Below are 18,605 nucleotides of genomic sequence, written 5' to 3'. Positions count from 1 at the left end.
AAAAAACCATATTTGTCAAACCAATACACGATCGTTCGTCGTTCAAAAAGCGATCGCCTTTGGTAGAGCTAAGGTCGCGATCGCTTCTCCTATGCTCATAAAAAACAATATTTGTCAAACCAAACGCGATCGTCTGAGAAACCAAAAGCGATCGCACGCGCTATCCTAGAAAAAGCAATTTCGAACCAATCAAAAAGCGATCGAAAACCTACTGTTGTTGCAACCAAGCCTGCAAATCTTCCACACTGAAATCCAATAACGCCTCTGCCAGCGTTTCCACTTGTTCCCCAGACAGGCGACGAATCTGTTGTTCCAGAGAAGGATCTAAATTTCCCAAACGACGATTTAAAAGACGCCATACCAACTGAACTTCAGCTTCTTGTCGTCCTTCCTGTCGTCCTTCTTGTCGTCCTTGTTCCAAACCTTCTTTCAAAATTTCTTGATACCAGGGAGACTCTCTTAAAACCGCCATATCCCACCTCATAATTTGCTGTACTATTGGTCGTTCTAGCACAAACGATGCAAAGAACGATGCATTTATTTTATACGATCGCTTCTCTGGAAGATCGAACCAATCCCATGACGCGCAGTTCCTTCATGATACCTAAATTGAGAATGCGATCGTTCGTTATTGAATTTCTATCGATCTCGTTCGTATCATCAATTGCATCGAGGCAGCCAATTTTCATCCAGTACCTGTTCCACCGACCCCAGAGGATTTTCCGGAAACGTCTCCAAAGGCAACTGCGATCGCTTCGCCGCAATTTCTCGTCCATCTTGATAGCATTCTTCCCAAACAGCCAACAGATGATTTTTTAAACTCGGACTGGCTTTCAACTCCCTTTTAATTTGCTTGCGAAAGCTCAAGATTTCCGCTTCCCAATGCCCTCGATTTTCCCCCAATCGATCCTGCCAAAATCGAAATTTCAAAAGATGCTCGAACAAGCGCGTAAGCAAACTTTCCAGCTTTCTCTTTTCTCGGCGACTCAAATCCGCAATTTCCTCTATTAAATGGTCCCAATCGACCGCTTGAAAATTACCATCTTTCAGTTTTTGTACCGTATCCAAAATCCATAGATGATAATCCCGTTCGTACAAACTTTCTCTTTCCTTATGTTGGGATTCCCATGCCATCCTTGCTTATCTCCCAATCTCATTTCATTCGTCTAAAAAAGCAATTCCTAGGGAACCAAAAAGCAACTCCCAGGGAACCAAAAAGCGATCGAAAACCTACTGTTGTTGCAACCAAGCCTGCAAATCTTCCACACTAGAGAAATCCAACAACGCCTCTGCCAGCGTTTCCACTTGTTCCACAGACAGGCGACGAATCTGTTGTTCCAGAGAAGGATCTAAATTTCCCAAACGACGATTTAACTGACGCCATACCAACTGGACTTCAGCTTCTTGTCGTCCTTCTTGTCGTCCTTGTTCCAAACCTTGTTCCAAACCTTGTTGCAGACCTTGTTCCAAACCTTCTTTCAAAATTTCTTGATACCAGGGAGACTCTCTTAAAACTGCCATATCCCACCTCATAATTTGCTGTACTACTGGTAGCACAAACGAAGCAAAAAACGACAGCAAGGGCTCCAAGTCCCTCAAATCCTCATCAGCTCTCAACTCCTGCAATGCTTGTCGAACGACTGTTTGTTCTCCCCCACCCCGCAAAACCGGTACAAAAGGCAACAAACTCCGAATTTGCCGTTCAAACACCGTCTGTACTTCTACTTCCCACAAATTAATAACCCGGTATTCTTGATAGGCGCGTATTCCTTGAAAATTGGATTCGTAGCAGTTAGGAACTTGCGGGTTTTGAGCGTGAGGAAGAATATTCACTAACGTGGGATACACCGGTAGTTTGTATTTCTCCTCCACCAAACCGGTATAAGCTCGCATCCTTCTGGGGAGTTCCCCATTATAACGCAGTTGCAGTTCGTTGAGGAGCAGAAAAGTTCCGGTTTCCGGACTGGTCACTCTCAAGAGAATATCGTTTTCTCGCGTTACCCAGGGCAACTCAGAACTCAACATGGATTCCACATGAAGGTTGGGCATTTGGGTGAGCCATTGCGCCCAAGTATGGGGAGCGAGACTGATTAAGCGTTTGCCGCCTATATCTGCTGGTTTGGTCATAAGAAGCAATAAAAAACAATGGTTCCATCGATGGGTTGATTGTATAGCGTTTTCACTTGGCGTGTATATGATGCAATTGGTAGGGGCGGTTCGCGAACTGCCCCTACAGGGTTTCCCAATTTCTAGACATATTCCGTTTATATTTGATGTGAAATTGCTATCTACTCAATTCAAAAAGCGATCGCAGGTGCTATCCTAAAAAAAGCGATCGCACCCGAACAAAGCACTCCGGAGTGTCAGTAAAATCGCAATTTTTCGTTATAGGAATCTAATTGAAAAGACAGCGATCGCTTATTCAATTTTTAACCAATCAAAAATCTCCGTAGCCGACAGTTGCATATCTGGGAAATTTTCTAAAACTGGCAACCTTTGTTCATCCGATTTTACATCTGGAATGCCATCGGGTGGAAATACCATCACCGACTCATCTTTTGGGTCGATCAGCCATCCCAACTGCGTTCCTTGCTGCAAACAAAAAATAATTTTCTTGATAACTCGATTGGGAGATTGTTCGGGCGATAAAATTTCAATAATCCAATCGGGATGAAGTTCAAAACGATTGGCAATTCTGCCTTGTTCTGTTTTAGGAATGCGTTCCCAAGCAAAAACAGTAATATCCGGTACCATAGAAGAACCACCGAAAGTACACCTCAATTCCGTAAAAGCCAACGCCACTTTATTAGCTCTTCCTACTTCATTAATCCTGGCAGATAGATAAGTTTGCAGAATGCTATGTTCTCCTTGTGGCATTGGCTTGGATTCAACCTTTCCATGAAAATATTCGCGATAGGGTTTCGTTTCCGGCCATGTCAAAAACGCCTCTAAAGAAATGTTTGTTTGATTTGTAGAAACCATCCCCATTTTTATCTCCTACCTATGAATACCATTTTTGGAAAATAACAATCGCCTTGATTTTCTCAAATTACCTCGGTAGGGGGGCGCTTCGCCACTCCCTACAAAAATGCCCCGATCGTATTTTGTAGAAATTTCAAGAAATTGTATAACAACACCGCAGAGCTTCTCCGTTACACTATCGAAATAGAGAACTGTTTCGCGATCGCTCTTAGCAACCATGAATCCAGCTACCAGCCACCCATTTTCCCCTACATTACCCACCCAGCTAGAACTCACTCTCCCCCTAGACGAGGAAACATTTTGGCGACTATGCCGCGACAACCAAAACCTACAATTCGAACGCACTGCTACCGGAGAACTTATTATCATGCCTCCCACTGGCGGCATCACCGGCGAACAAAACGCCGAACTCATTTACCAGCTGCAAGCTTGGAACCGCCAAACTCGTCTGGGTAAAGTATTTGACTCCTCTACCGGTTTTCGGTTGACCAACGGCGCGATTCGCTCTCCCGATGTAGCGTGGCTACCCAACGAAACTTGGGAAACCCTATCCCCAGAACAAAAACAAGGCTTTGTGCCCCTATGCCCCCATTTTGTCATTGAATTTCTTTCCAGCAGCGATATTTTGGAAAAAACCCGCAGCAAAATGCAAGAATATATCAACAACGGTACTCAGCTGGCATGGCTTATTGATTCTCAAAATCAACAAGTAGAAATTTACCGTCCCAACCAGAACCCAGAAGTTTTGGCATCTCCCACCACCCTCTCTGGAGACTCTATTTTACCGGGATTGGTTTTGGATTTATCCCCTGTTTTTGAATCAGAAATTTCATGATTTGCTGCACAAAATGCAAGATAGAGAAAAAGCGATCGCTATTTTCCCAACATTAACGAATCTACTGTTGTTGCAATCAAGCCTGCAAATCTTCCACACTAGAGAGATCCAACAATTCCTCTGCGAGCGTTCCCACTTGTTTCACAGGCAGGCGACGAATTTGTTGTTCTAGGGATGGATCTAAATGTCCCAAACGACGATTTAAAAGACGCCATACCAACTGGACCTCAGCTTCCTGCCGTCCTTGTTGTCGTCCTTGTTCCAAACCTTCTTTCAAAATTTCCTGATACCAGGGAGATTCTTTTAAAACCACCATATCCCACTTCATAATAAGAAGCAATGATTTTATTTATAGATTTATCTTAGTAAAAAGCGATCGCACCAATCAAATCAAAGCCTCGGTGGAGAGCGTTGGGTGGAAAATACCCACCCAATTTGGCAAATTCGTGGTATTGTTTGCTTGCTTTGGTTAGGAAACCAAAACCGCTACCCGACGATATCGCTGACAATGGCTCCCGCTAGTGGATTGTCGAAGCTACTATGTCGGAACAACCAATTGAGCAAGGCTGGTTCCAAGTCAAATTCCTCAACGGAAACTTTGCCTTCGATTAATAGCAAAACCATCTTCATATGCAATTCGATGGTTGTTTCTTCGGCATCGTAGATTTTTAGCCGACAGTGCTCGCAGGGGTATTCTTCGATATTCGTGCCAAAATCTTGGAAGTAGTCGTTACAAGAACGTATGGTATTTGCTTTTGCGATCGCGTCTAATTTAGCAAAGAAATCTTCGATGTTATCCTGAAATAGATTGGCTTTGAGCGTCCCCTGCAAATGACCGTCTTCTTGAGAAGTTACATCGAAAAGACCGAGATCGAGTCTTTCGTTAACCGCTGCTTCTAGTTGCTGGGGATTCACTTGTCTGAAACTTTGCGTTGTAAAGCTTTTAACCACACCCAGGCCGTAATAGGTTCCCATAATCGAACTCCTTATGAAACGTATCTGGAAATGAAGTATGCGGAGAAAGTACAGCTATACCAGATCGCCGATCGATGCTTCTAAGAAAACGCTAAAATACTTCCGCCACCCCAAGAATGTTAATCTACTCCCAAAGATAACATATAATATTTTTTCTAAACAATAAAAATGAGATAATTTTTACAAAATAGCGTGTTTTTATGCTACAAAATGGCGATTTAAGCTTAATTTTCCTTTTCCGATCGCGATCGCCGAACGTAATCTTGATGTTCTGAGGAAGCAATGCCTGAGTTGAGTACCGTCAAAACTTGTTGCATTTCCCTTGCCAACAAAGCCGATACATCCAGCCACAAGCCAGGGAAAAAACGACTTTTCAAGCATCCCGACTCATCCAGTTGCTGCTGTTGGTAGGTGCCTTCTTCCCACACATACCAGCGAAACTCTTCGTCTTGTACCAACCAAACCAGATATTCTCGTACGCCATGACGGCGATAAACCTGCAATTTATCGTGCAAGTCATAAGAGGCGCTACTGCTGGCTACTTCCACAATAAGTTCTGGCGCTCCCTCTACGTAATCGTCTTCACTAATGCGAGAGGTTCCCCCATTAGACTCATCCAAACGAAGCAAAGCATCTGGTTGCACTTCATTATCAAAATCCAAACGCACTGTCGCATTATCTCCTAACATCAAACCTGGCGTAGCAACTTTATAAGTTCCCAGCCAAATCATGATATTGGCGTGGGGTTCGCTATGACTTTGCATTTTTACAGGGGAAACCACGTAAACCACTCCTTCAACGAGTTCTGCTTTTTTGACATGGGGCATTTTGTGGTAGCGTCGCTCGAATTCCGCACGAGTCAAGCGATCGCCATTTTCTAGAATTCTTTCCGGTTTCCGATCTCCTAACTTGGCTTTACTCATAAGTTTATCTCCCAAAGTCCATTTCCTATTGTATCCACTTCAGTAGCTACTGCGGAAATTGAGCGTGTCGAAGCGTTGTTGGTAGGGGCGCTTCGCGAAGCAACCCTACAAAAATGCCTCTATTATTTCTTGCAGACTATTAAGGAAATGGCATAAAATGCTAGGAATAACGATTGGATTGCAGCGTAAATAATGATTCAAATGATAATTTTAGCGATCGCTATGGTAATAACAAACGTAACAAACCGATAATAAAACAAGGCACTTTAAGGAAACTTGTGTTTAAAATAGTTAGCAAAACTGGCAAAACAACTACAGTCGTCAACTAAAAGACTATGCACTACCAGGATTGGTTGGTTTCTGCCGCTTTTTCCGAACTGCAGCTGAGGGCAAATCAAATTTTACTGCCTTGCCAAGCTAGCCAATGGAGGATATATGAGAAAATGGTAGGAGAATCATTCCCTATCCCCTGAGGTACAATCATGGCACCAGCGATCGAACCTAGCTCCACGCAAGGCAACCATCCATTTGATGAGAACATTCCAGCAGCAAGCATTATCGATAACAAAACCCTCAAAGCCATTACCTTCGATTTGGCTGGCTACTGGATTGCGATTCCCATTTCTTACGTGGTAAAAGTGATTAATGCACCTCCCGGTCAAATTAGCCAAGCCAATGGTGTGGGATTGGTCCATTTAAGCAACTATGCTATTACTGTTGTAGACTTACACCAACGATTGAATTTAGGTCAGAGCAATATCGACTCCCAAAACCAGAAATTTTTAATTGTTATTCGTATAGGAAACAGCGATTTGTGTTCTGTTCCCGTCAGCGAACCACCAACTTTGCTGGATATCCCCCTAGCTGAAATTCGCCAACTCCCTAACTCTTATCGGCGTTCCCATCCCCTCGGCATAGCCTCCCACGTGGCGATGGTTTCCTATAAAGAGGAGGAAGACCAAGAAGAAGAAACTTTGGAAGTCTTTGTTTTGGATATGAAGCAGGTTTTTGAAGGGCAATAGTGGAGGAGTGGGAGGAGTGGGAAGAGTGGGAGGAGTGGGAAGAGTGGGAGGAGTGGGAGGAGTGGGAGGAGGGGGAGGATGTTCAGTTAATATTTTTTCTATGCATTCAGATGCCTAAAATAGGAAATTTTCATGGATTCTCAAGAACGGAAAAAACAACTGCGCCAACAACTTATCCAGAAACGACGCTCTCTCGAACCTTCTCAATGGCGAACCTATAGCGATCGCTTGTGCGATAACTTGACAAATAGTTCATTTTATGCTAAAGCTAATACCATACTCGCCTATTTCAGCTTTCGCAACGAACCCGACCTCAGCCCTTTATTTGAGGATAGCAGCAAAATTTGGGGATTTCCCATTTGCGTGGGCGATCGCTTGACGTGGCACCGCTGGCAACCTGGCGACCCGCAGGTTAAAGGTCGCTATGGCATTCTCACGCCAGCCGAAACCGCACCCACCATCGACCCAGAAAGCGTCGATCTAATTTTGGTTCCTGCCGTAGCTTGCGACCAACGGGGATATCGTCTGGGATACGGCGGCGGATTTTACGATCGCTTATTTGCCGAACCCCCTTGGAATACTATTCCCAGTTTAGGCATTATTTTTGATTTTGCCTACCTAGACCACCTCCCAGCCGACTCTTGGGATTCTCCCCTTTCCGGTGTTTGCACCGATGCTAACTTCTATGCTACCTCCTCCAACTAGTATCAAATCCGTTTCATATTGACCACGAAAACTTATGGGGATGGGGGGAACTACGGGAGACAACCATGGGGATGGGGGCAACCACGGGAGGCAATCACGGGGATGGGGGCAACCACGGGAGGCAACCACGGGGATGGAGGCAACCACGGGAGGCAATCACGGGGATGGAGGCAACCACGGGAGGCAACCACGGGAGGCAACCACGGGGATGGGGGCAACCATGGGGATGGGGGCAACCACGGGGGGTTGCCCCTACGTATAATGCCCTTTTCCAATCAATCTACTTCGATACTCCTACGTTCTGATTCCCACGAGCTGCCGATTGTAGCGATTGAACCGTTTCAATGGTGTGTTCGGCAGCGCGGTCGATTTCTTCTTGAGTGTTGAAGCGACCAATGCCAAACCTGATCGAAGCAAAGCCTAAATCTGCGGAACGACCCAAGGCATGCAAAACGTGGGAAGGTTCCCGTTTGGCGGAAGTGCAAGCCGAACCGGAAGAGACAGCCATCACTGGCTGCAATCCCAGCAACAAAGCATTGCCATCGACCGATTCCACGCTCACATTTAAATTTCCGGGCAAGCGATGGGTTAAACTACCGTTGAGATGAATGCCGTCAATATGGCGAATTTTCTCCCACAAGCGATCGCGCAATGCCTTTACCCGTTGGCTTTCCGTTTCCATCTCCTCTAAAGCCACAGACACCGCCTTGCCAAATCCTACGATGAGCGGTGCAGGCAGGGTTCCGGAACGCATCCCCCGTTCGTGGTCGCCTCCATGGATTTGCGGTGCCAAGTTCACTCTAGGATGGCGGCGGCGCACGTACAAAGCACCAATTCCCTTGGGTCCGTAAGCTTTATGGGCGGTCATAGAAAGCAAATCGATATTCATTTTTTGCACGTCCAAGGGAATCTTGCCAATGGCTTGGGCGGCATCAGTATGGAACAAAACGCCGGCTTCGTGGCAAATCGCCCCAATTTCTTCAATGGGTTGCAATACGCCAATTTCGTTATTGGCAGCCATCACCGATACCAAAATTGTATCTTCCCGAATAGCTTGCTTGAGTTGCTCCAAATCCAGCAAACCATCTGCCTGTACCGGCAAGTAGGTTACCTCAAATCCCAATTTATCTAAATATTTGCAAGCGTCGAGAACGGCGTTGTGTTCTGTTTGTACCGTAACAATATGCTGTCCCTTGGAAAAATAAGCTTCTGCTACGCCTTTGATAGCTAGATTGTTGGATTCCGTCGCACCGCTGGTAAAGATAATTTCCACAGGCGTCGCGCCAATTGCCTCGGCGAGGGTTTCCCGTGCTTGTTTGACAGCCGCTTCCGTTTCCCAGCCATACATATGTTGAACGCTGGCTGGATTGCCAAAATATTCGCTAAAAAACGGCTGCATGGCTTCCATAACCCGTTGGTCAACGGGGGTGGTGGCGTGGCAATCTAGGTAAATTGGACGGTTGGTCATGGTTGGAAGGGGGTTGGCTGCATTTTGGAGGAGAGGAGGGGGGCGTCGGAGCGTCGGAGCGTCGGAGCATGGGGGCGTCGGGGCGTCGGGGCGTCGGGGCATCGGAGCGTCGGGGCATCGGAGCGTCGGAGAAAACAACCATTATATCTCCCAAGCTCCCAGGCTCCCAGGCTCCCAGGCTCCCAGGCTCCCAGGCTCCCAAGCTCCCAGGCTCCCAGGCTCCCAGGCTCCCAGGCTCCCAGGCTCCCAAGCTCCCATCCTTATCGACTATGATAACTAAAATTCAATATTCTCTGGCGTGCGGGGGAAGGGAATGACATCGCGGATGTTGCCCATACCAGTCATATATTGTATGAGACGCTCGAAGCCTAAGCCAAAGCCGGCGTGGGGAACGGTTCCGTAGCGGCGTAGGTCTAAATACCACCACAAATCGTCTTGGTTCAACCCCATTTCTTGGATGCGTTTTTCTAGCATATCCAATCTTTCTTCCCGTTGGGCACCGCCTATAATTTCGCCAATTTTGGGTGCCAGTACGTCAAGAGCAGCCACGGTTTGACCGTCGTCGTTTTGCCGCATATAGAAGGCTTTTATGTCGCGGGGATAGTCGGTGACGATGACGGGTTTGCCAAATACTTCTTCGGTGAGATAGCGCTCGTGTTCCGATTGTAGGTCTGCTCCCCATTCTACCGGGTATTCAAATTTGCGATCGCTTTTTTGCAGAATCTCGATCGCTTTGTTGTAGGGAATTCGCTCAAATTCGCTATCAATAATATGGCGGGCAGTGTCCAAAACCGTACTGTCAATGCGTTTGTTGAAAAACTCCATATCCTCCGGACACCGTTCCAAAACCGCCTGAAACACATATTTGAGAAATTCCTCCGCCAAATCCATATCCCCTTGCAGGTCGCAAAAAGCCATTTCCGGCTCTACCATCCAAAACTCCGACAAATGGCGGGAAGTATTGGAATTTTCTGCCCGAAAGGTAGGTCCAAACGTATACACATTGGTAAACGCCAGCGCCATCGCCTCCGCTTCCAACTGACCGCTGACTGTCAAAGAAGCGCGTTTGCCAAAGAAATCCTCTTCAAAATTCACGCTGCCATCTTCATTGCGGGGAAGATTGTTCAAATCCAAATTGGTCACCGTAAACAATTCCCCAGCACCCTCGCAGTCATTCGCCGTGAGAATGGGAGTATGCACCCACAGAAACCCCCGTTCTTGGAAAAATTGATGAATAGCCGCCGAACAAGCATTGCGGACTCGAAACACAGCTCCTAAAGTATTCGTACGCGATCGCAAATGAGCGATCGACCGCAAAAACTCAAAAGAATGGCGTTTCTTCTGTAAAGGATAGGTATCTGCTTCTACCTCACCGTACACCTTAACATCGCTCGCACGCAATTCGATGCGCTGTCCTTTGGCTGGCGACTCAGCAATCGTACCGCTAATTTCCACCGCCACCCCGGTATTGAGCTGTTTGAGAACATTTTCGTAGTCGGGATAATTGCGGTCAAAAATCACTTGCAAATTCGCCATGGAGGAACCATCGTTAACCTCCACAAAAGCAAACTCCTTTAACTCGCGTTTGGTACGAATCCACCCGCGTACCGTTACTTCCGTCTCTGGCTGAAAACTACGTAAAACAACGCCAACCCTTTGTACTTCCATGAACCTCCATCCTTATAATCGAACGACAAAATAGCAGTTGCCTATCCTACAACCAACGGTTACACAAACGTTTCTTCTACAAAACTACCGTGCAACCCATAGGGAACGTGATGTTTTAAATGCAGACGTGCGATTGGTCCTGGGGAAATATCCTTAGCATTGAAAATCAGTATATCAGAGCGATGGTGGGCAGCGTTGTAGGTCAGCATCAACACCCAACCGTCGTCTTCTTCCGTAGCGTTGGGATGGGGAACAAACACCGGTTCCCCCGCAAAGCTACGCGGTGCCAAACTCCAGAACTGCGAACAACCCTCTTCGGCAGCCGGATCGAATTCTGCCGGAATACTGGTTCCCTGAAGTTTCTGCAAATCTACTTTCAACAAAGCTTGCAACGGTGCATTTCCCGTCGGCGCGTGGGTAGCCGCCAAATAGAGATAGCGATACGATTGACCGACGTTTTGGGGATGCAGGGAAGGAAACTCGCAAGTACGCCGTACCAATAACTCAGGCGTGACCTTTTCGCTGTCTAAATCAATACAAAAACGCCACAGTTTCCCGGCTGGATAGTCTTCAAAATTAATTTCGCGAAAATCGGTATCCGGTTCTACATTGGGAAAATAATCGTAGCAAATGGAATCCAAATAGATGCGGTTGCCCTCGGTAAAGGCATTGGCATGGTGAAAGACAAAGCAAGGGTCGGTTTCCAAAATTTTAACTTCTTTTCCTTGCTGGCGGGGAATCAAGACAATTTTGGTGGGTTGGTTGGGGTCAAACCGCAAACACTGCGCCGCACCGCGCAAGCCTAATACGTAGGGAATGGGATTGAATTGAACGGGATTTTGACAAAAAATGCAGTATTCCGGGGTAATTGCCATGTCGTGTAGGAAGGCAAACCCAGGTATGCTGTGGGATTTTTTCTGTAGCAGTTTGCCGTCGCTGGCAAATTCAAAAATGGTGATGGTAGTGGAAAGACCGGGTTCTACAGAAAAATTAATCAACCGTTTGTCATCGCTGCCGGGTTCGATGCGTGGGTGGGCAGCAAATGGCTGGTCCGATGCTAAGATACCATCGAGATGGTCAACGCCGATGGTTTCCAGATTTTGGGGATTGAGCTGATGGGGAACCGAACCTTCCCACAGTGCCAGCAGTTTGCCTCCCCAATAGATAATATGGGTGTTGGCAATGTTCTTGGCTTTCATATCAAATATATTTGCTAGCCAACTCCCGGGTTTCTGGGTGCCAAATACGCCGCGATAGAGGATTTTGCCGGCTTTTTGTTCGGCGAGAAAGCCTTCTGTGCGTACGAAGCGATTTTGATAGTAGGCTTTCCCGTCGCGGAAGGTAATGGCACTCACCATGCCGTCGCCGTCGAAGGGATGCGCGATGGGTTGACCGTTGATATCGAGCAACCCCGGTCCGTTGCGAAATAGGGTACCGTGTAACTGTTGGGGAATTTCCCCTTCGATGTCTTCAATCCAGTAGTTATATTCGTTGGGTTGGGATTCGTAGCCTTGTTGCCAGTCGCTACGGCTATAAGATGCGGTGGGTTGGGATGCAGTTTTCATAGGAAAGTTTTTAATGCTTGCGGCAGTGTTGGGCGATAATGGAAAAATATTGAAATCGAGACGACCTACAGGTGGTTTCTTTACCGGCGAACCACCGGCAGATGTTACTTTTTGCTAAAAATTAAAAATTTTTATTACTTTTTCCAAATAATTGTAACACAAGCGGTCCTGGGATAGCTATCTAGAAATGAATTTCATGACCAGTTTGTCTGTTGCCCGCGCTTCGCAACGACAGACATAAGGGGATGGCGGGATAGAAAGATACGGTCGATGGTTGTTTGCTGTTTGTCAACCCTTTCCATTCTATATCGGGGAGGGGAAGGTAAATGGGGATTGGTTCTAACGGTTTTTGTCTAATTCGGTGTCATAGCAAATCCGTACTGGGAAGACCCGAAAAATTCCCCAGGCTAAGGCTACAACTTCTTGTGGTTTTTTCCCTCCTCCCACTCCTCCCACTCCTCCCCCTCTCCCACTCCTCTATCTCAAATTGACAAACGAGCGCGATCGCTGCATCCGCTTTAAAAAACCGTTTTCATATTTCGCCCAATATAGAACATATCGGCAATTTGGGGGGTGCCTATCCCGGGCAATTGCTGGTTTTGATTGGCGGATAAAGCAGGCGCGATCGCTTGCTGGCAATCCGAGAGGAAAAGACAAGCAAAAGGAAAATTTAGATGCATCCACGAGAAATTATCCTGGAACTGAGCCATAACTGCAATTTGTCTTGTATTATGTGCGGTTTCAAAAAAGAACGAAACCAGCCCCACTATTTTATGACCGAGGAAACCCTCCATCAAGTTATGGATGCGATCGCGTATCCACCAGAAATCATCCGTTTAAATGGTCGGGGCGAAAGCACCATTCATCCCAAATTTCCCCAGTTTCTGGCTTGGATTCGAGAAAAATGGCCCCATTCACAGCTGCATTTGTTCACCAATCTCAACATTCAGGATCCCCAGCGGGTGGAATTGCTCAAAAAATACGGTATCCAGCTTTTTATTTCCATAGACTCTCCCAACCCAGAAGAACTCGCCCAAATTCGCCGGGACGCGTCTTGGGAAATCGTGGAACGCAACCTCAATCTCTTGCGCAACCATCAACCCAGACCCTATTTTGTTTTTACCATACAAGCAGAAAACTTGCATCGCCTCAAAGATATTGCCCATTTAGCTGCCGCACATAACGTGGGTTTGATTTACAACGTCGTCAGAAGCGATGCGCCAGACCATTATTTTCTCAATCGGGTCATATCCGAACTTGGCGAAATTAGGAATGCGCTGGTAGAAGCCAAAGAAATATTGGCGGCTGTATCTCTCCAGTGTTTGATTCCCGACCAAATTCAAGGGGTAGACTTAGATTTAGAAGTTGCCAACCCATCCAACGGCAAGCTTGCCACTTGCCCAGCTTTGTATCGGGAAGCCTGCATTCAATACGACGGATACGTCACTCCTTGCAATATGTTCCATCCCCAACGTTTTGGTCATATCAGCGAAGGAAGTGTTGCGGAAATTCTCGATGGGGCAGCGGCGAGGGCATTTCGTTCCCATCACCAAGAAGATTCTTACTGTCAAAATTGTGCTTGGCTGGGAGGTGGAGAATGAGTTTAACAGTGCCTTCTGTGAAACTAGAACTTTTTGAATATTGGTGGAACCAGTTACCCAACCATCCCTATCGGGTACAATTTTTACTAACGAAGATGGTAGAAGCGATCGCATATAAACTCTCTACAACGGGCAAGTTAGCGCTAAAACAGGAACAGCCAACCACTGCCAAATCGGTTTTCCAACTGCCACCGAAACTTGTGAAAAATCAGGTCAAACTGGATTCCCAGGTAGCAGTGGTTATTCCTGCCAAATGTTGTTCGGTGAAAGATGGCGACCTTCTCCAGCGGGTGATATCCAGCCTGCAAAACCAGCCTGCTTATGTTATTGTGGTTAACGATGGTTCTTCGTACTGGCCGCACCTTCAGCCGTGGGTGCAGGTTTGGACTCATTCTCAATCCCAAGGTCCAGCCGTCGCTAGGAATACAGGGATAAAGGCGGCGCTTGAGTTGGGGGTGGATTTCATTCTGTTTACGGATTCCGATTGTATTCCCTCTGCCAATTGGGTCAGCGAAGCGCACCGGGGATTTTTAGAGAATCCATACATTCATGCTATTTCCGGTCGTACGGATGCCGCCAGCCATACATGGTTCGACCGCTACCACCAAATCAATGGCACCCTCAACGGTCGGCGTTTTCAAGATTCTAACATTTTGCTGTACGGACCGACTTGTAATTTAGCGATCGCGCGTCCGGTAGCAGAATCGATACAATTTGACGAGTCTTTTCCCCATGCTGCTGGCGAAGATATCGATTTTTGCGTTCGCATGATGGTAGCCGGATTTCGAGGGGTTCATCGCCATTCTATGGTGGTTGCCCATGATTTTCAATTTCAGCCTGGCAACTTTATCGGGAATTTAAGGAAATTCCTGCGGCAATTCTGGAAATATGGGTCGGCTGAGGGGAGATTGCTTGCCAAATTTCCAGATTATTATGCCTATTTTGGGCAAACTGAAGAAATTGCCAGCGATCGCCATGGTATATAACCATAATAAACCATTCCACACGGCGATCGCCAAGGAAATCTGCCTGCCATCCTGCTATTAATTGCCCTTGATGTAGGGGGAAAGGAATGACCTTTCTTTATCCCCCTACAAATTCCGCGTTAACCGATTCATGAAGTAAACAATTGCAGCTAGAAAAACAGGCAAGATAATTAAAAATACCACCAATCCGAGAGAAACGTACTGAAGCGCAACATAGATAGCTACTGCATAGGGAATTACGAGGGCTAACCCCACAATTATAACTTTGCGACGTGTCCATTTAATCTCCCGTTTGAGGATCTTAGCTTTGCCACCTTCTAAGTCTTCTGCTTTTTGGGGTCCTGGAAGTCGGCGCAAGATTCCCTCCTCAGCTAGTGCAAACACCTTTCCCATATCTTATCGCTGTTTGCCTCCTAACCGTCATGCTGAGGAAAAATCTTTGCGATTCCCTTCCCGCCACTAGCTGCGATCGCTACAATCAAGAATAGAGACGTTGCTTTGAAAACCGACAACCCCTAGCAGCCAATTTCAAACTATGAACTATCCCATTCAAAAATCCGAAGCCGAGTGGAAACAACAGCTCACCGAAGAACAGTTTCGGGTGACGCGCAAAAAAGGTACCGAAAGACCATTTACCGGTGAATATTACAATAAAAAAGAAAAAGGAATTTACAAATGCGTTTGCTGCGGCAACGAACTATTTAGTTCCGATACCAAATACGACTCTGGTACGGGGTGGCCCAGTTTTTGGGCACCTCTATCTGAGGAAAAAGTAGCCAAAGAAACCGATCGCAGCTTGTTTATGACCCGTACGGAAGTCCTTTGTTCTGCCTGTGGCGCTCATTTGGGTCACGTTTTTGACGACGGTCCTGCCCCTACAGGTCAGCGTTACTGCATGAACTCTGTTGCCCTGGATTTTACGCCAGATAATAAGTCTGACAGTTAGTTAGGTGCGTACCGAGCGTGGGAGCGTGGGAGCGTGGGAGCTTGGGAGCTTGGGAGCGTGGGAGCCTGGGAGCTTGGGAGCTTGGGAGCGTGGGAGCCTGGGAGCTTGGGAGATATAATGGTTGTTTTCTCCGACGCTCCGATACCGCCGATGCCCCGACGCTCCGATACCCCCGATGCCCCGACGCCCCGATGCTCCGATGCCCCGACGCTCCCATGCCCCGACGCTCCCATGCCCCGACGCTCCGACGCCTCCCCTTCTTTTCTAAGTTTCTGATTAAAATAAGAACTGTAAAATCAACCCCCCTACCGAGCCAACGAACCGTTCTACCTGTTCGCCGAAACTGTCGGAATCTTCTTCTTTCATGTCTTCCAAACGCGCTACCAGTTTGGAGGCAGTTTCTTGAGCTTCCGGGCTGCCTTCCTGTTCGTAAATTTCCAAAGCTGCTTTGGCGTATTCTAGAGATGCTTCTTGGTTACCCAGACGGAGCATGGCAAGACTAATCCCCATGTAAGAAGGGGCAAAGGAATCATCCCGCGCGATCGCTCGTTCAAAATAATCGATCGCTTGTTCGTAGCTACCCCCTTGTGCTTCCTGCATGCCCCACTGATGGAATAATTCGGCACTTCCGATATCGGGAGGGAGTCCTACCGCATCTTTTAAGTAGGCATTGCCAATGTTAGAACCTTCGGTGGCGGCATTGAGCAAATAGGCACGACGCAAATCTGTATTGGTGAGTTTTGCCCCCGTTAAATCAGCACCCTGGAGGTTGGCACCGTATAAAGTAGCACCACTGAGGTCGGCACCTCTGAGATTAGCACCGCGCAAGTCAGCCCTGGATAAGTTTGCTCCCCGTAAGTCAGCGTTCTGCAAGTCAGCGCGAATGAGGCTGGCATGGGTTAAGCCGGCGTCGATTAAATCGCATCCCGCACATTCTTTTGTCGAGAGCAGTTGCTGCAAATCTTCGATACTTTCCGCTGTTGCTGGGATTGCAGTTAGAACTATGGCAGCAGTGGCAAAGGGGAGAACTTTCATATCTAGCTCCTAATAATAAAAAATCAAATTGGTAAAAATTCTGTAGAAATTTTCTAATTTGGCATGAGAGTTGGTTAGCTGTTGCTATTCTACTCGGTTTGCTCCCCAAACTAGCAGATACCAAGCTTGCTATCCCAACTTCCCAGGTTTTGGTATTATTGCGTGCTGTCGGCAATGGTTAATGCCATTTGGTAGATTTCTCGGCGGGGAAGGTTGGTAACCGTTGCTAGTTGGCGGCTGGCTTGCGATCGCGAATAGCCCTGTGCTAGCAATTGTTGCAGTTCGGTTTTGATGGCGGCGGGCGACCAAGATTTTTCTGTAGCCGTATTGCCTGCCAGTACGATTGTATACTCTCCTTTGGGATTGGTTTGACTGTGGCTAGCGATCGCATCTGCTACAGTTCCCCGCCAAAAGTCTTCGTAGCGTTTGGTAATTTCCCTTGCCACCACCACTTGACGGTTTTCGCCCAAATGGCTGGCCAAATCTTGTAATGTTTGTACGATCCGGTGGGGCGCTTCGTAAAAGAGTAACGTGCGGGTTTCGGCTTGTAAAGACTGTAAAATTTGCGATCGCACTTTGGATTTTAGCGGCAAAAATCCCACAAACACGAACGCATCCGTGGGCAATCCCGACGCACTCAACGCCGCGATCGCTGCCGTTGCCCCCGGAATCGGTATAATAGAAATATTGGCCTCGATGCAAGCTTGTACCAACTCGCAACCAGGATCGGAAACTCCCGGCATCCCAGCATCCGTCACCAAAGCGATCGCCTTTCCCTGGTGCAAAGCTGTTAAAATATCCGGAATTCGCTTTTGACTGTTGTGCTGGTAGTAACTAAGTTGCGGCGTTTGAATTTGAAAATGCTGCAATAACTTCCCCGTATGGCGAGTATCTTCAGCAGCAATCAGGTCTACTTCCTGCAAAACCCGCACCGCGCGAAACGTCATATCTTCCAAATTGCCAATGGGGGTGCCTACCAGGTAGAGGGTTTTGGGTTGTACTTTATCCATAATTCGGCGATAGGTATTAGAAGGGAAAGACAGTGATGGGTTGATAGGGAGAGAAATGAAGTTTAATCATTCCACGTTCGGTTGCTCCCGCTCCCCATATCCGCACCCTACCGAAACTCGCTATGATAGAAACATAACGATCGCACCAAGCCAGAACCAGGTTATGAGTTTTTGCCTGAATCCTGCCTGCCAACGACCCCATAACCCTCAGGATAGCAATTTTTGCCTCCACTGCGGCCATTCCTTGCGATTGGGCGATCGCTATCGTGCCGTCAAACCTATCGCTGTCGGAGGCTTTAGCAGAACTTTTCTAGGAATAGACGAACATACACCCTCACAACGACCCTGCGTTATCAAACAGTTTTATCCAGAAAAAGGCAGCAATACCAGCGAGAAAGCGGTGGCGTTGTTTCAATCAGAAGCGGAACGTTTGGAAACCCTAGGCAAACACCCCCAAATTCCAGAATTGTTTGCCTACATCGCCGAAACCAATCCCCAATATCTGGTGCAAGAATTTGTGGATGGGATGGATCTAGAAACAGAAGCGCAGCAAAATGGGGCTTTCAGCGAATCCCAAATTCGGCAAATTCTCAACCACCTGCTGCCAGTTCTGGATTTTATCCACCAACAACAGGTAGTGCATCGGGATATCAAACCCGCCAATATCATTCGCCGTCGGGAAGATGGGGCGTTGGTTTTGGTAGATTTTGGGGCAGCCAAGATGCTGACTGGCATTTCCCTGGCGCAAACTGGCACTTCCATTGGGTCTGCCGGATATGCCGCGCCGGAACAAACATTTGTTGACACTCTCACGAATAGAATTCGTGAGATTCTCGCTTCATCGGGTGTGCCTAGATGGATTAGCTATGCTAGTCCATCCCCGG

At 47.2% G+C, this 18,605-nt stretch carries 21 protein-coding genes; 8 read left to right on the top strand and 13 right to left on the bottom strand.

The features are described 5' to 3' along the window. Positions 1-208: 208 nt before the first annotated feature. From AS151_RS17495 to AS151_RS17480, 4 genes are all read right to left on the bottom strand, one after another. On the bottom strand, positions 209-472 hold the full coding sequence (locus tag AS151_RS17495) for a DUF4351 domain-containing protein (RefSeq protein ID WP_071518355.1): 264 nt from the start codon (positions 470-472) through the stop codon (positions 209-211). Between the two features lie 188 nt (positions 473-660). Continuing rightward, positions 661-1,134 (bottom strand): DUF29 domain-containing protein, encoded by a 474-nt coding sequence (locus AS151_RS17490; protein ID WP_071518354.1) that lies wholly within the window; start codon positions 1,132-1,134, stop codon positions 661-663. Positions 1,135-1,230: 96 nt separating this feature from the next. Then, positions 1,231-2,127, bottom strand: coding sequence for a DUF4351 domain-containing protein (locus tag AS151_RS17485; RefSeq protein ID WP_071518353.1), 897 nt, complete (start codon positions 2,125-2,127; stop codon positions 1,231-1,233). Between the two features lie 291 nt (positions 2,128-2,418). After that, positions 2,419-2,988 carry a Uma2 family endonuclease gene (locus tag AS151_RS17480; RefSeq protein WP_071518352.1) on the bottom strand — a complete coding sequence of 190 codons (570 nt, stop codon included), beginning with the start codon at positions 2,986-2,988 and terminating at the stop codon, positions 2,419-2,421. 211 nt (positions 2,989-3,199) lie between these two features. On the opposite strand from AS151_RS17480, the gene AS151_RS17470 reads away from it, so the two are divergent. Beyond that, positions 3,200-3,817: a Uma2 family endonuclease gene (locus tag AS151_RS17470; RefSeq protein WP_071518350.1), complete on the top strand. Its 618-nt coding sequence runs from the start codon at positions 3,200-3,202 to the stop codon at positions 3,815-3,817. Positions 3,818-3,893: 76 nt separating this feature from the next. Here the strand turns inward: AS151_RS17470 and AS151_RS17465 are convergent, their stop codons facing one another. From AS151_RS17465 to AS151_RS17455, 3 genes are all read right to left on the bottom strand, one after another. Continuing rightward, a complete protein-coding gene (locus AS151_RS17465) occupies positions 3,894-4,145 on the bottom strand; it encodes a DUF4351 domain-containing protein (RefSeq protein WP_071518349.1) in 252 nt (83 codons plus the stop codon). A gap of 158 nt (positions 4,146-4,303) precedes the next feature. Continuing rightward, entirely contained in the window at positions 4,304-4,792 is a 489-nt protein-coding gene (locus AS151_RS17460) for a hypothetical protein (protein ID WP_071518348.1), read from the bottom strand. Positions 4,793-5,016: 224 nt separating this feature from the next. Further along, on the bottom strand, positions 5,017-5,715 hold the full coding sequence (locus tag AS151_RS17455; RefSeq protein ID WP_071518347.1) for a Uma2 family endonuclease: 699 nt from the start codon (positions 5,713-5,715) through the stop codon (positions 5,017-5,019). Between the two features lie 482 nt (positions 5,716-6,197). Between AS151_RS17455 and AS151_RS17450 the strand changes: the two genes are divergently transcribed. The 3 genes from AS151_RS17450 (at position 6,198) to AS151_RS17440 (ending at position 7,704) form a co-directional block, all read left to right on the top strand. Continuing rightward, entirely contained in the window at positions 6,198-6,737 is a 540-nt protein-coding gene (locus tag AS151_RS17450) for a chemotaxis protein CheW (protein ID WP_071518346.1), read from the top strand. Positions 6,738-6,869: 132 nt separating this feature from the next. After that, on the top strand, positions 6,870-7,442 hold the full coding sequence (locus tag AS151_RS17445) for a 5-formyltetrahydrofolate cyclo-ligase (RefSeq protein ID WP_071518345.1): 573 nt from the start codon (positions 6,870-6,872) through the stop codon (positions 7,440-7,442). Positions 7,443-7,482: 40 nt separating this feature from the next. After that, on the top strand, positions 7,483-7,704 hold the full coding sequence (locus AS151_RS17440; RefSeq protein WP_139240740.1) for a hypothetical protein: 222 nt from the start codon (positions 7,483-7,485) through the stop codon (positions 7,702-7,704). Between the two features lie 18 nt (positions 7,705-7,722). Here AS151_RS17440 and AS151_RS17435 read toward each other — a convergent pair whose 3' ends face one another. The 4 genes from AS151_RS17435 to AS151_RS22275 all read right to left on the bottom strand — a co-directional run bounded on the left by AS151_RS17435 (position 7,723) and on the right by AS151_RS22275 (position 12,853). After that, positions 7,723-8,910: an IscS subfamily cysteine desulfurase gene (locus tag AS151_RS17435; RefSeq protein ID WP_071518343.1), complete on the bottom strand. Its 1,188-nt coding sequence runs from the start codon at positions 8,908-8,910 to the stop codon at positions 7,723-7,725. Positions 8,911-9,186: 276 nt separating this feature from the next. Beyond that, positions 9,187-10,578, bottom strand: a complete 1,392-nt coding sequence (asnS, locus tag AS151_RS17425) for an asparagine--tRNA ligase (protein WP_071518341.1) — start codon at positions 10,576-10,578, stop codon at positions 9,187-9,189. 59 nt (positions 10,579-10,637) lie between these two features. Next, entirely contained in the window at positions 10,638-12,143 is a 1,506-nt protein-coding gene (locus tag AS151_RS17420; RefSeq protein WP_071518340.1) for a carotenoid oxygenase family protein, read from the bottom strand. Positions 12,144-12,661: 518 nt separating this feature from the next. Next, complete coding sequence (locus AS151_RS22275) at positions 12,662-12,853, bottom strand: hypothetical protein (protein ID WP_170861442.1); 192 nt, start codon at positions 12,851-12,853, stop codon at positions 12,662-12,664. Here AS151_RS22275 and AS151_RS17415 point away from each other — a divergent pair. From AS151_RS17415 to msrB, 3 genes are all read left to right on the top strand, one after another. Further along, positions 12,818-13,744: a radical SAM protein gene (locus tag AS151_RS17415; RefSeq protein WP_071518339.1), complete on the top strand. Its 927-nt coding sequence runs from the start codon at positions 12,818-12,820 to the stop codon at positions 13,742-13,744. The two genes, AS151_RS22275 and AS151_RS17415, sit on opposite strands and share 36 nt — an antisense overlap. After that, on the top strand, positions 13,741-14,730 hold the full coding sequence (locus tag AS151_RS17410; RefSeq protein WP_071518338.1) for a glycosyltransferase: 990 nt from the start codon (positions 13,741-13,743) through the stop codon (positions 14,728-14,730). The genes AS151_RS17415 and AS151_RS17410 overlap by 4 nt, the downstream gene beginning before the upstream one ends. Before the next feature lie 535 nt (positions 14,731-15,265). After that, a complete protein-coding gene (gene msrB, locus AS151_RS17400) occupies positions 15,266-15,676 on the top strand; it encodes a peptide-methionine (R)-S-oxide reductase MsrB (RefSeq protein WP_071518336.1) in 411 nt (136 codons plus the stop codon). 276 nt (positions 15,677-15,952) lie between these two features. On the opposite strand, the gene AS151_RS17395 is transcribed toward msrB, so the two are convergent. Together AS151_RS17395 and rsmI are read right to left on the bottom strand one after the other, a co-directional pair. Next, positions 15,953-16,711, bottom strand: coding sequence for a pentapeptide repeat-containing protein (locus AS151_RS17395; protein ID WP_071518335.1), 759 nt, complete (start codon positions 16,709-16,711; stop codon positions 15,953-15,955). 155 nt (positions 16,712-16,866) lie between these two features. Then, entirely contained in the window at positions 16,867-17,721 is an 855-nt protein-coding gene (gene rsmI / locus AS151_RS17390) for a 16S rRNA (cytidine(1402)-2'-O)-methyltransferase (protein WP_071518334.1), read from the bottom strand. A gap of 163 nt (positions 17,722-17,884) precedes the next feature. Here rsmI and AS151_RS17380 point away from each other — a divergent pair. Further along, on the top strand, positions 17,885-18,605 hold a 721-nt coding region (locus AS151_RS17380), incomplete at its 3' end, for a serine/threonine-protein kinase (RefSeq protein ID WP_170861440.1).

Source organism: Geitlerinema sp. PCC 9228 (assembly GCF_001870905.1).
In the GTDB taxonomy this organism is placed as follows: Bacteria; Cyanobacteriota; Cyanobacteriia; order Cyanobacteriales; family PCC-9228; genus PCC-9228.
Note: the sequence above shows the minus strand (reverse complement) of the source record. Positions and strands in the feature narration are given on the sequence as shown.

What these genes read in the sequence shown, in the direction of transcription:
- asnS (WP_071518341.1), bottom strand. Translation starts at nt 10,578, where the DNA reads ATGGAAGTACAAAGGGTTGGCGTTGTTTTACGTAGTTTTCAGCCAGAG.
- AS151_RS17485 (WP_071518353.1), bottom strand. Translation starts at nt 2,127, where the DNA reads ATGACCAAACCAGCAGATATAGGCGGCAAACGCTTAATCAGTCTCGCT.
- AS151_RS17470 (WP_071518350.1), top strand. Translation starts at nt 3,200, where the DNA reads ATGAATCCAGCTACCAGCCACCCATTTTCCCCTACATTACCCACCCAG.
- AS151_RS17410 (WP_071518338.1), top strand. Translation starts at nt 13,741, where the DNA reads ATGAGTTTAACAGTGCCTTCTGTGAAACTAGAACTTTTTGAATATTGG.
- msrB (WP_071518336.1), top strand. Translation starts at nt 15,266, where the DNA reads ATGAACTATCCCATTCAAAAATCCGAAGCCGAGTGGAAACAACAGCTC.
- AS151_RS17495 (WP_071518355.1), bottom strand. Translation starts at nt 472, where the DNA reads ATGGCGGTTTTAAGAGAGTCTCCCTGGTATCAAGAAATTTTGAAAGAA.
- AS151_RS17455 (WP_071518347.1), bottom strand. Translation starts at nt 5,715, where the DNA reads ATGAGTAAAGCCAAGTTAGGAGATCGGAAACCGGAAAGAATTCTAGAA.
- AS151_RS17460 (WP_071518348.1), bottom strand. Translation starts at nt 4,792, where the DNA reads ATGGGAACCTATTACGGCCTGGGTGTGGTTAAAAGCTTTACAACGCAA.
- AS151_RS17450 (WP_071518346.1), top strand. Translation starts at nt 6,198, where the DNA reads ATGGCACCAGCGATCGAACCTAGCTCCACGCAAGGCAACCATCCATTT.
- AS151_RS17395 (WP_071518335.1), bottom strand. Translation starts at nt 16,711, where the DNA reads ATGAAAGTTCTCCCCTTTGCCACTGCTGCCATAGTTCTAACTGCAATC.
- AS151_RS17490 (WP_071518354.1), bottom strand. Translation starts at nt 1,134, where the DNA reads ATGGCATGGGAATCCCAACATAAGGAAAGAGAAAGTTTGTACGAACGG.
- AS151_RS17420 (WP_071518340.1), bottom strand. Translation starts at nt 12,143, where the DNA reads ATGAAAACTGCATCCCAACCCACCGCATCTTATAGCCGTAGCGACTGG.
- AS151_RS17445 (WP_071518345.1), top strand. Translation starts at nt 6,870, where the DNA reads ATGGATTCTCAAGAACGGAAAAAACAACTGCGCCAACAACTTATCCAG.
- AS151_RS17415 (WP_071518339.1), top strand. Translation starts at nt 12,818, where the DNA reads ATGCATCCACGAGAAATTATCCTGGAACTGAGCCATAACTGCAATTTG.
- rsmI (WP_071518334.1), bottom strand. Translation starts at nt 17,721, where the DNA reads ATGGATAAAGTACAACCCAAAACCCTCTACCTGGTAGGCACCCCCATT.
- AS151_RS17440 (WP_139240740.1), top strand. Translation starts at nt 7,483, where the DNA reads ATGGGGGGAACTACGGGAGACAACCATGGGGATGGGGGCAACCACGGG.
- AS151_RS17480 (WP_071518352.1), bottom strand. Translation starts at nt 2,988, where the DNA reads ATGGGGATGGTTTCTACAAATCAAACAAACATTTCTTTAGAGGCGTTT.
- AS151_RS17465 (WP_071518349.1), bottom strand. Translation starts at nt 4,145, where the DNA reads ATGAAGTGGGATATGGTGGTTTTAAAAGAATCTCCCTGGTATCAGGAA.
- AS151_RS22275 (WP_170861442.1), bottom strand. Translation starts at nt 12,853, where the DNA reads ATGGCTCAGTTCCAGGATAATTTCTCGTGGATGCATCTAAATTTTCCT.
- AS151_RS17435 (WP_071518343.1), bottom strand. Translation starts at nt 8,910, where the DNA reads ATGACCAACCGTCCAATTTACCTAGATTGCCACGCCACCACCCCCGTT.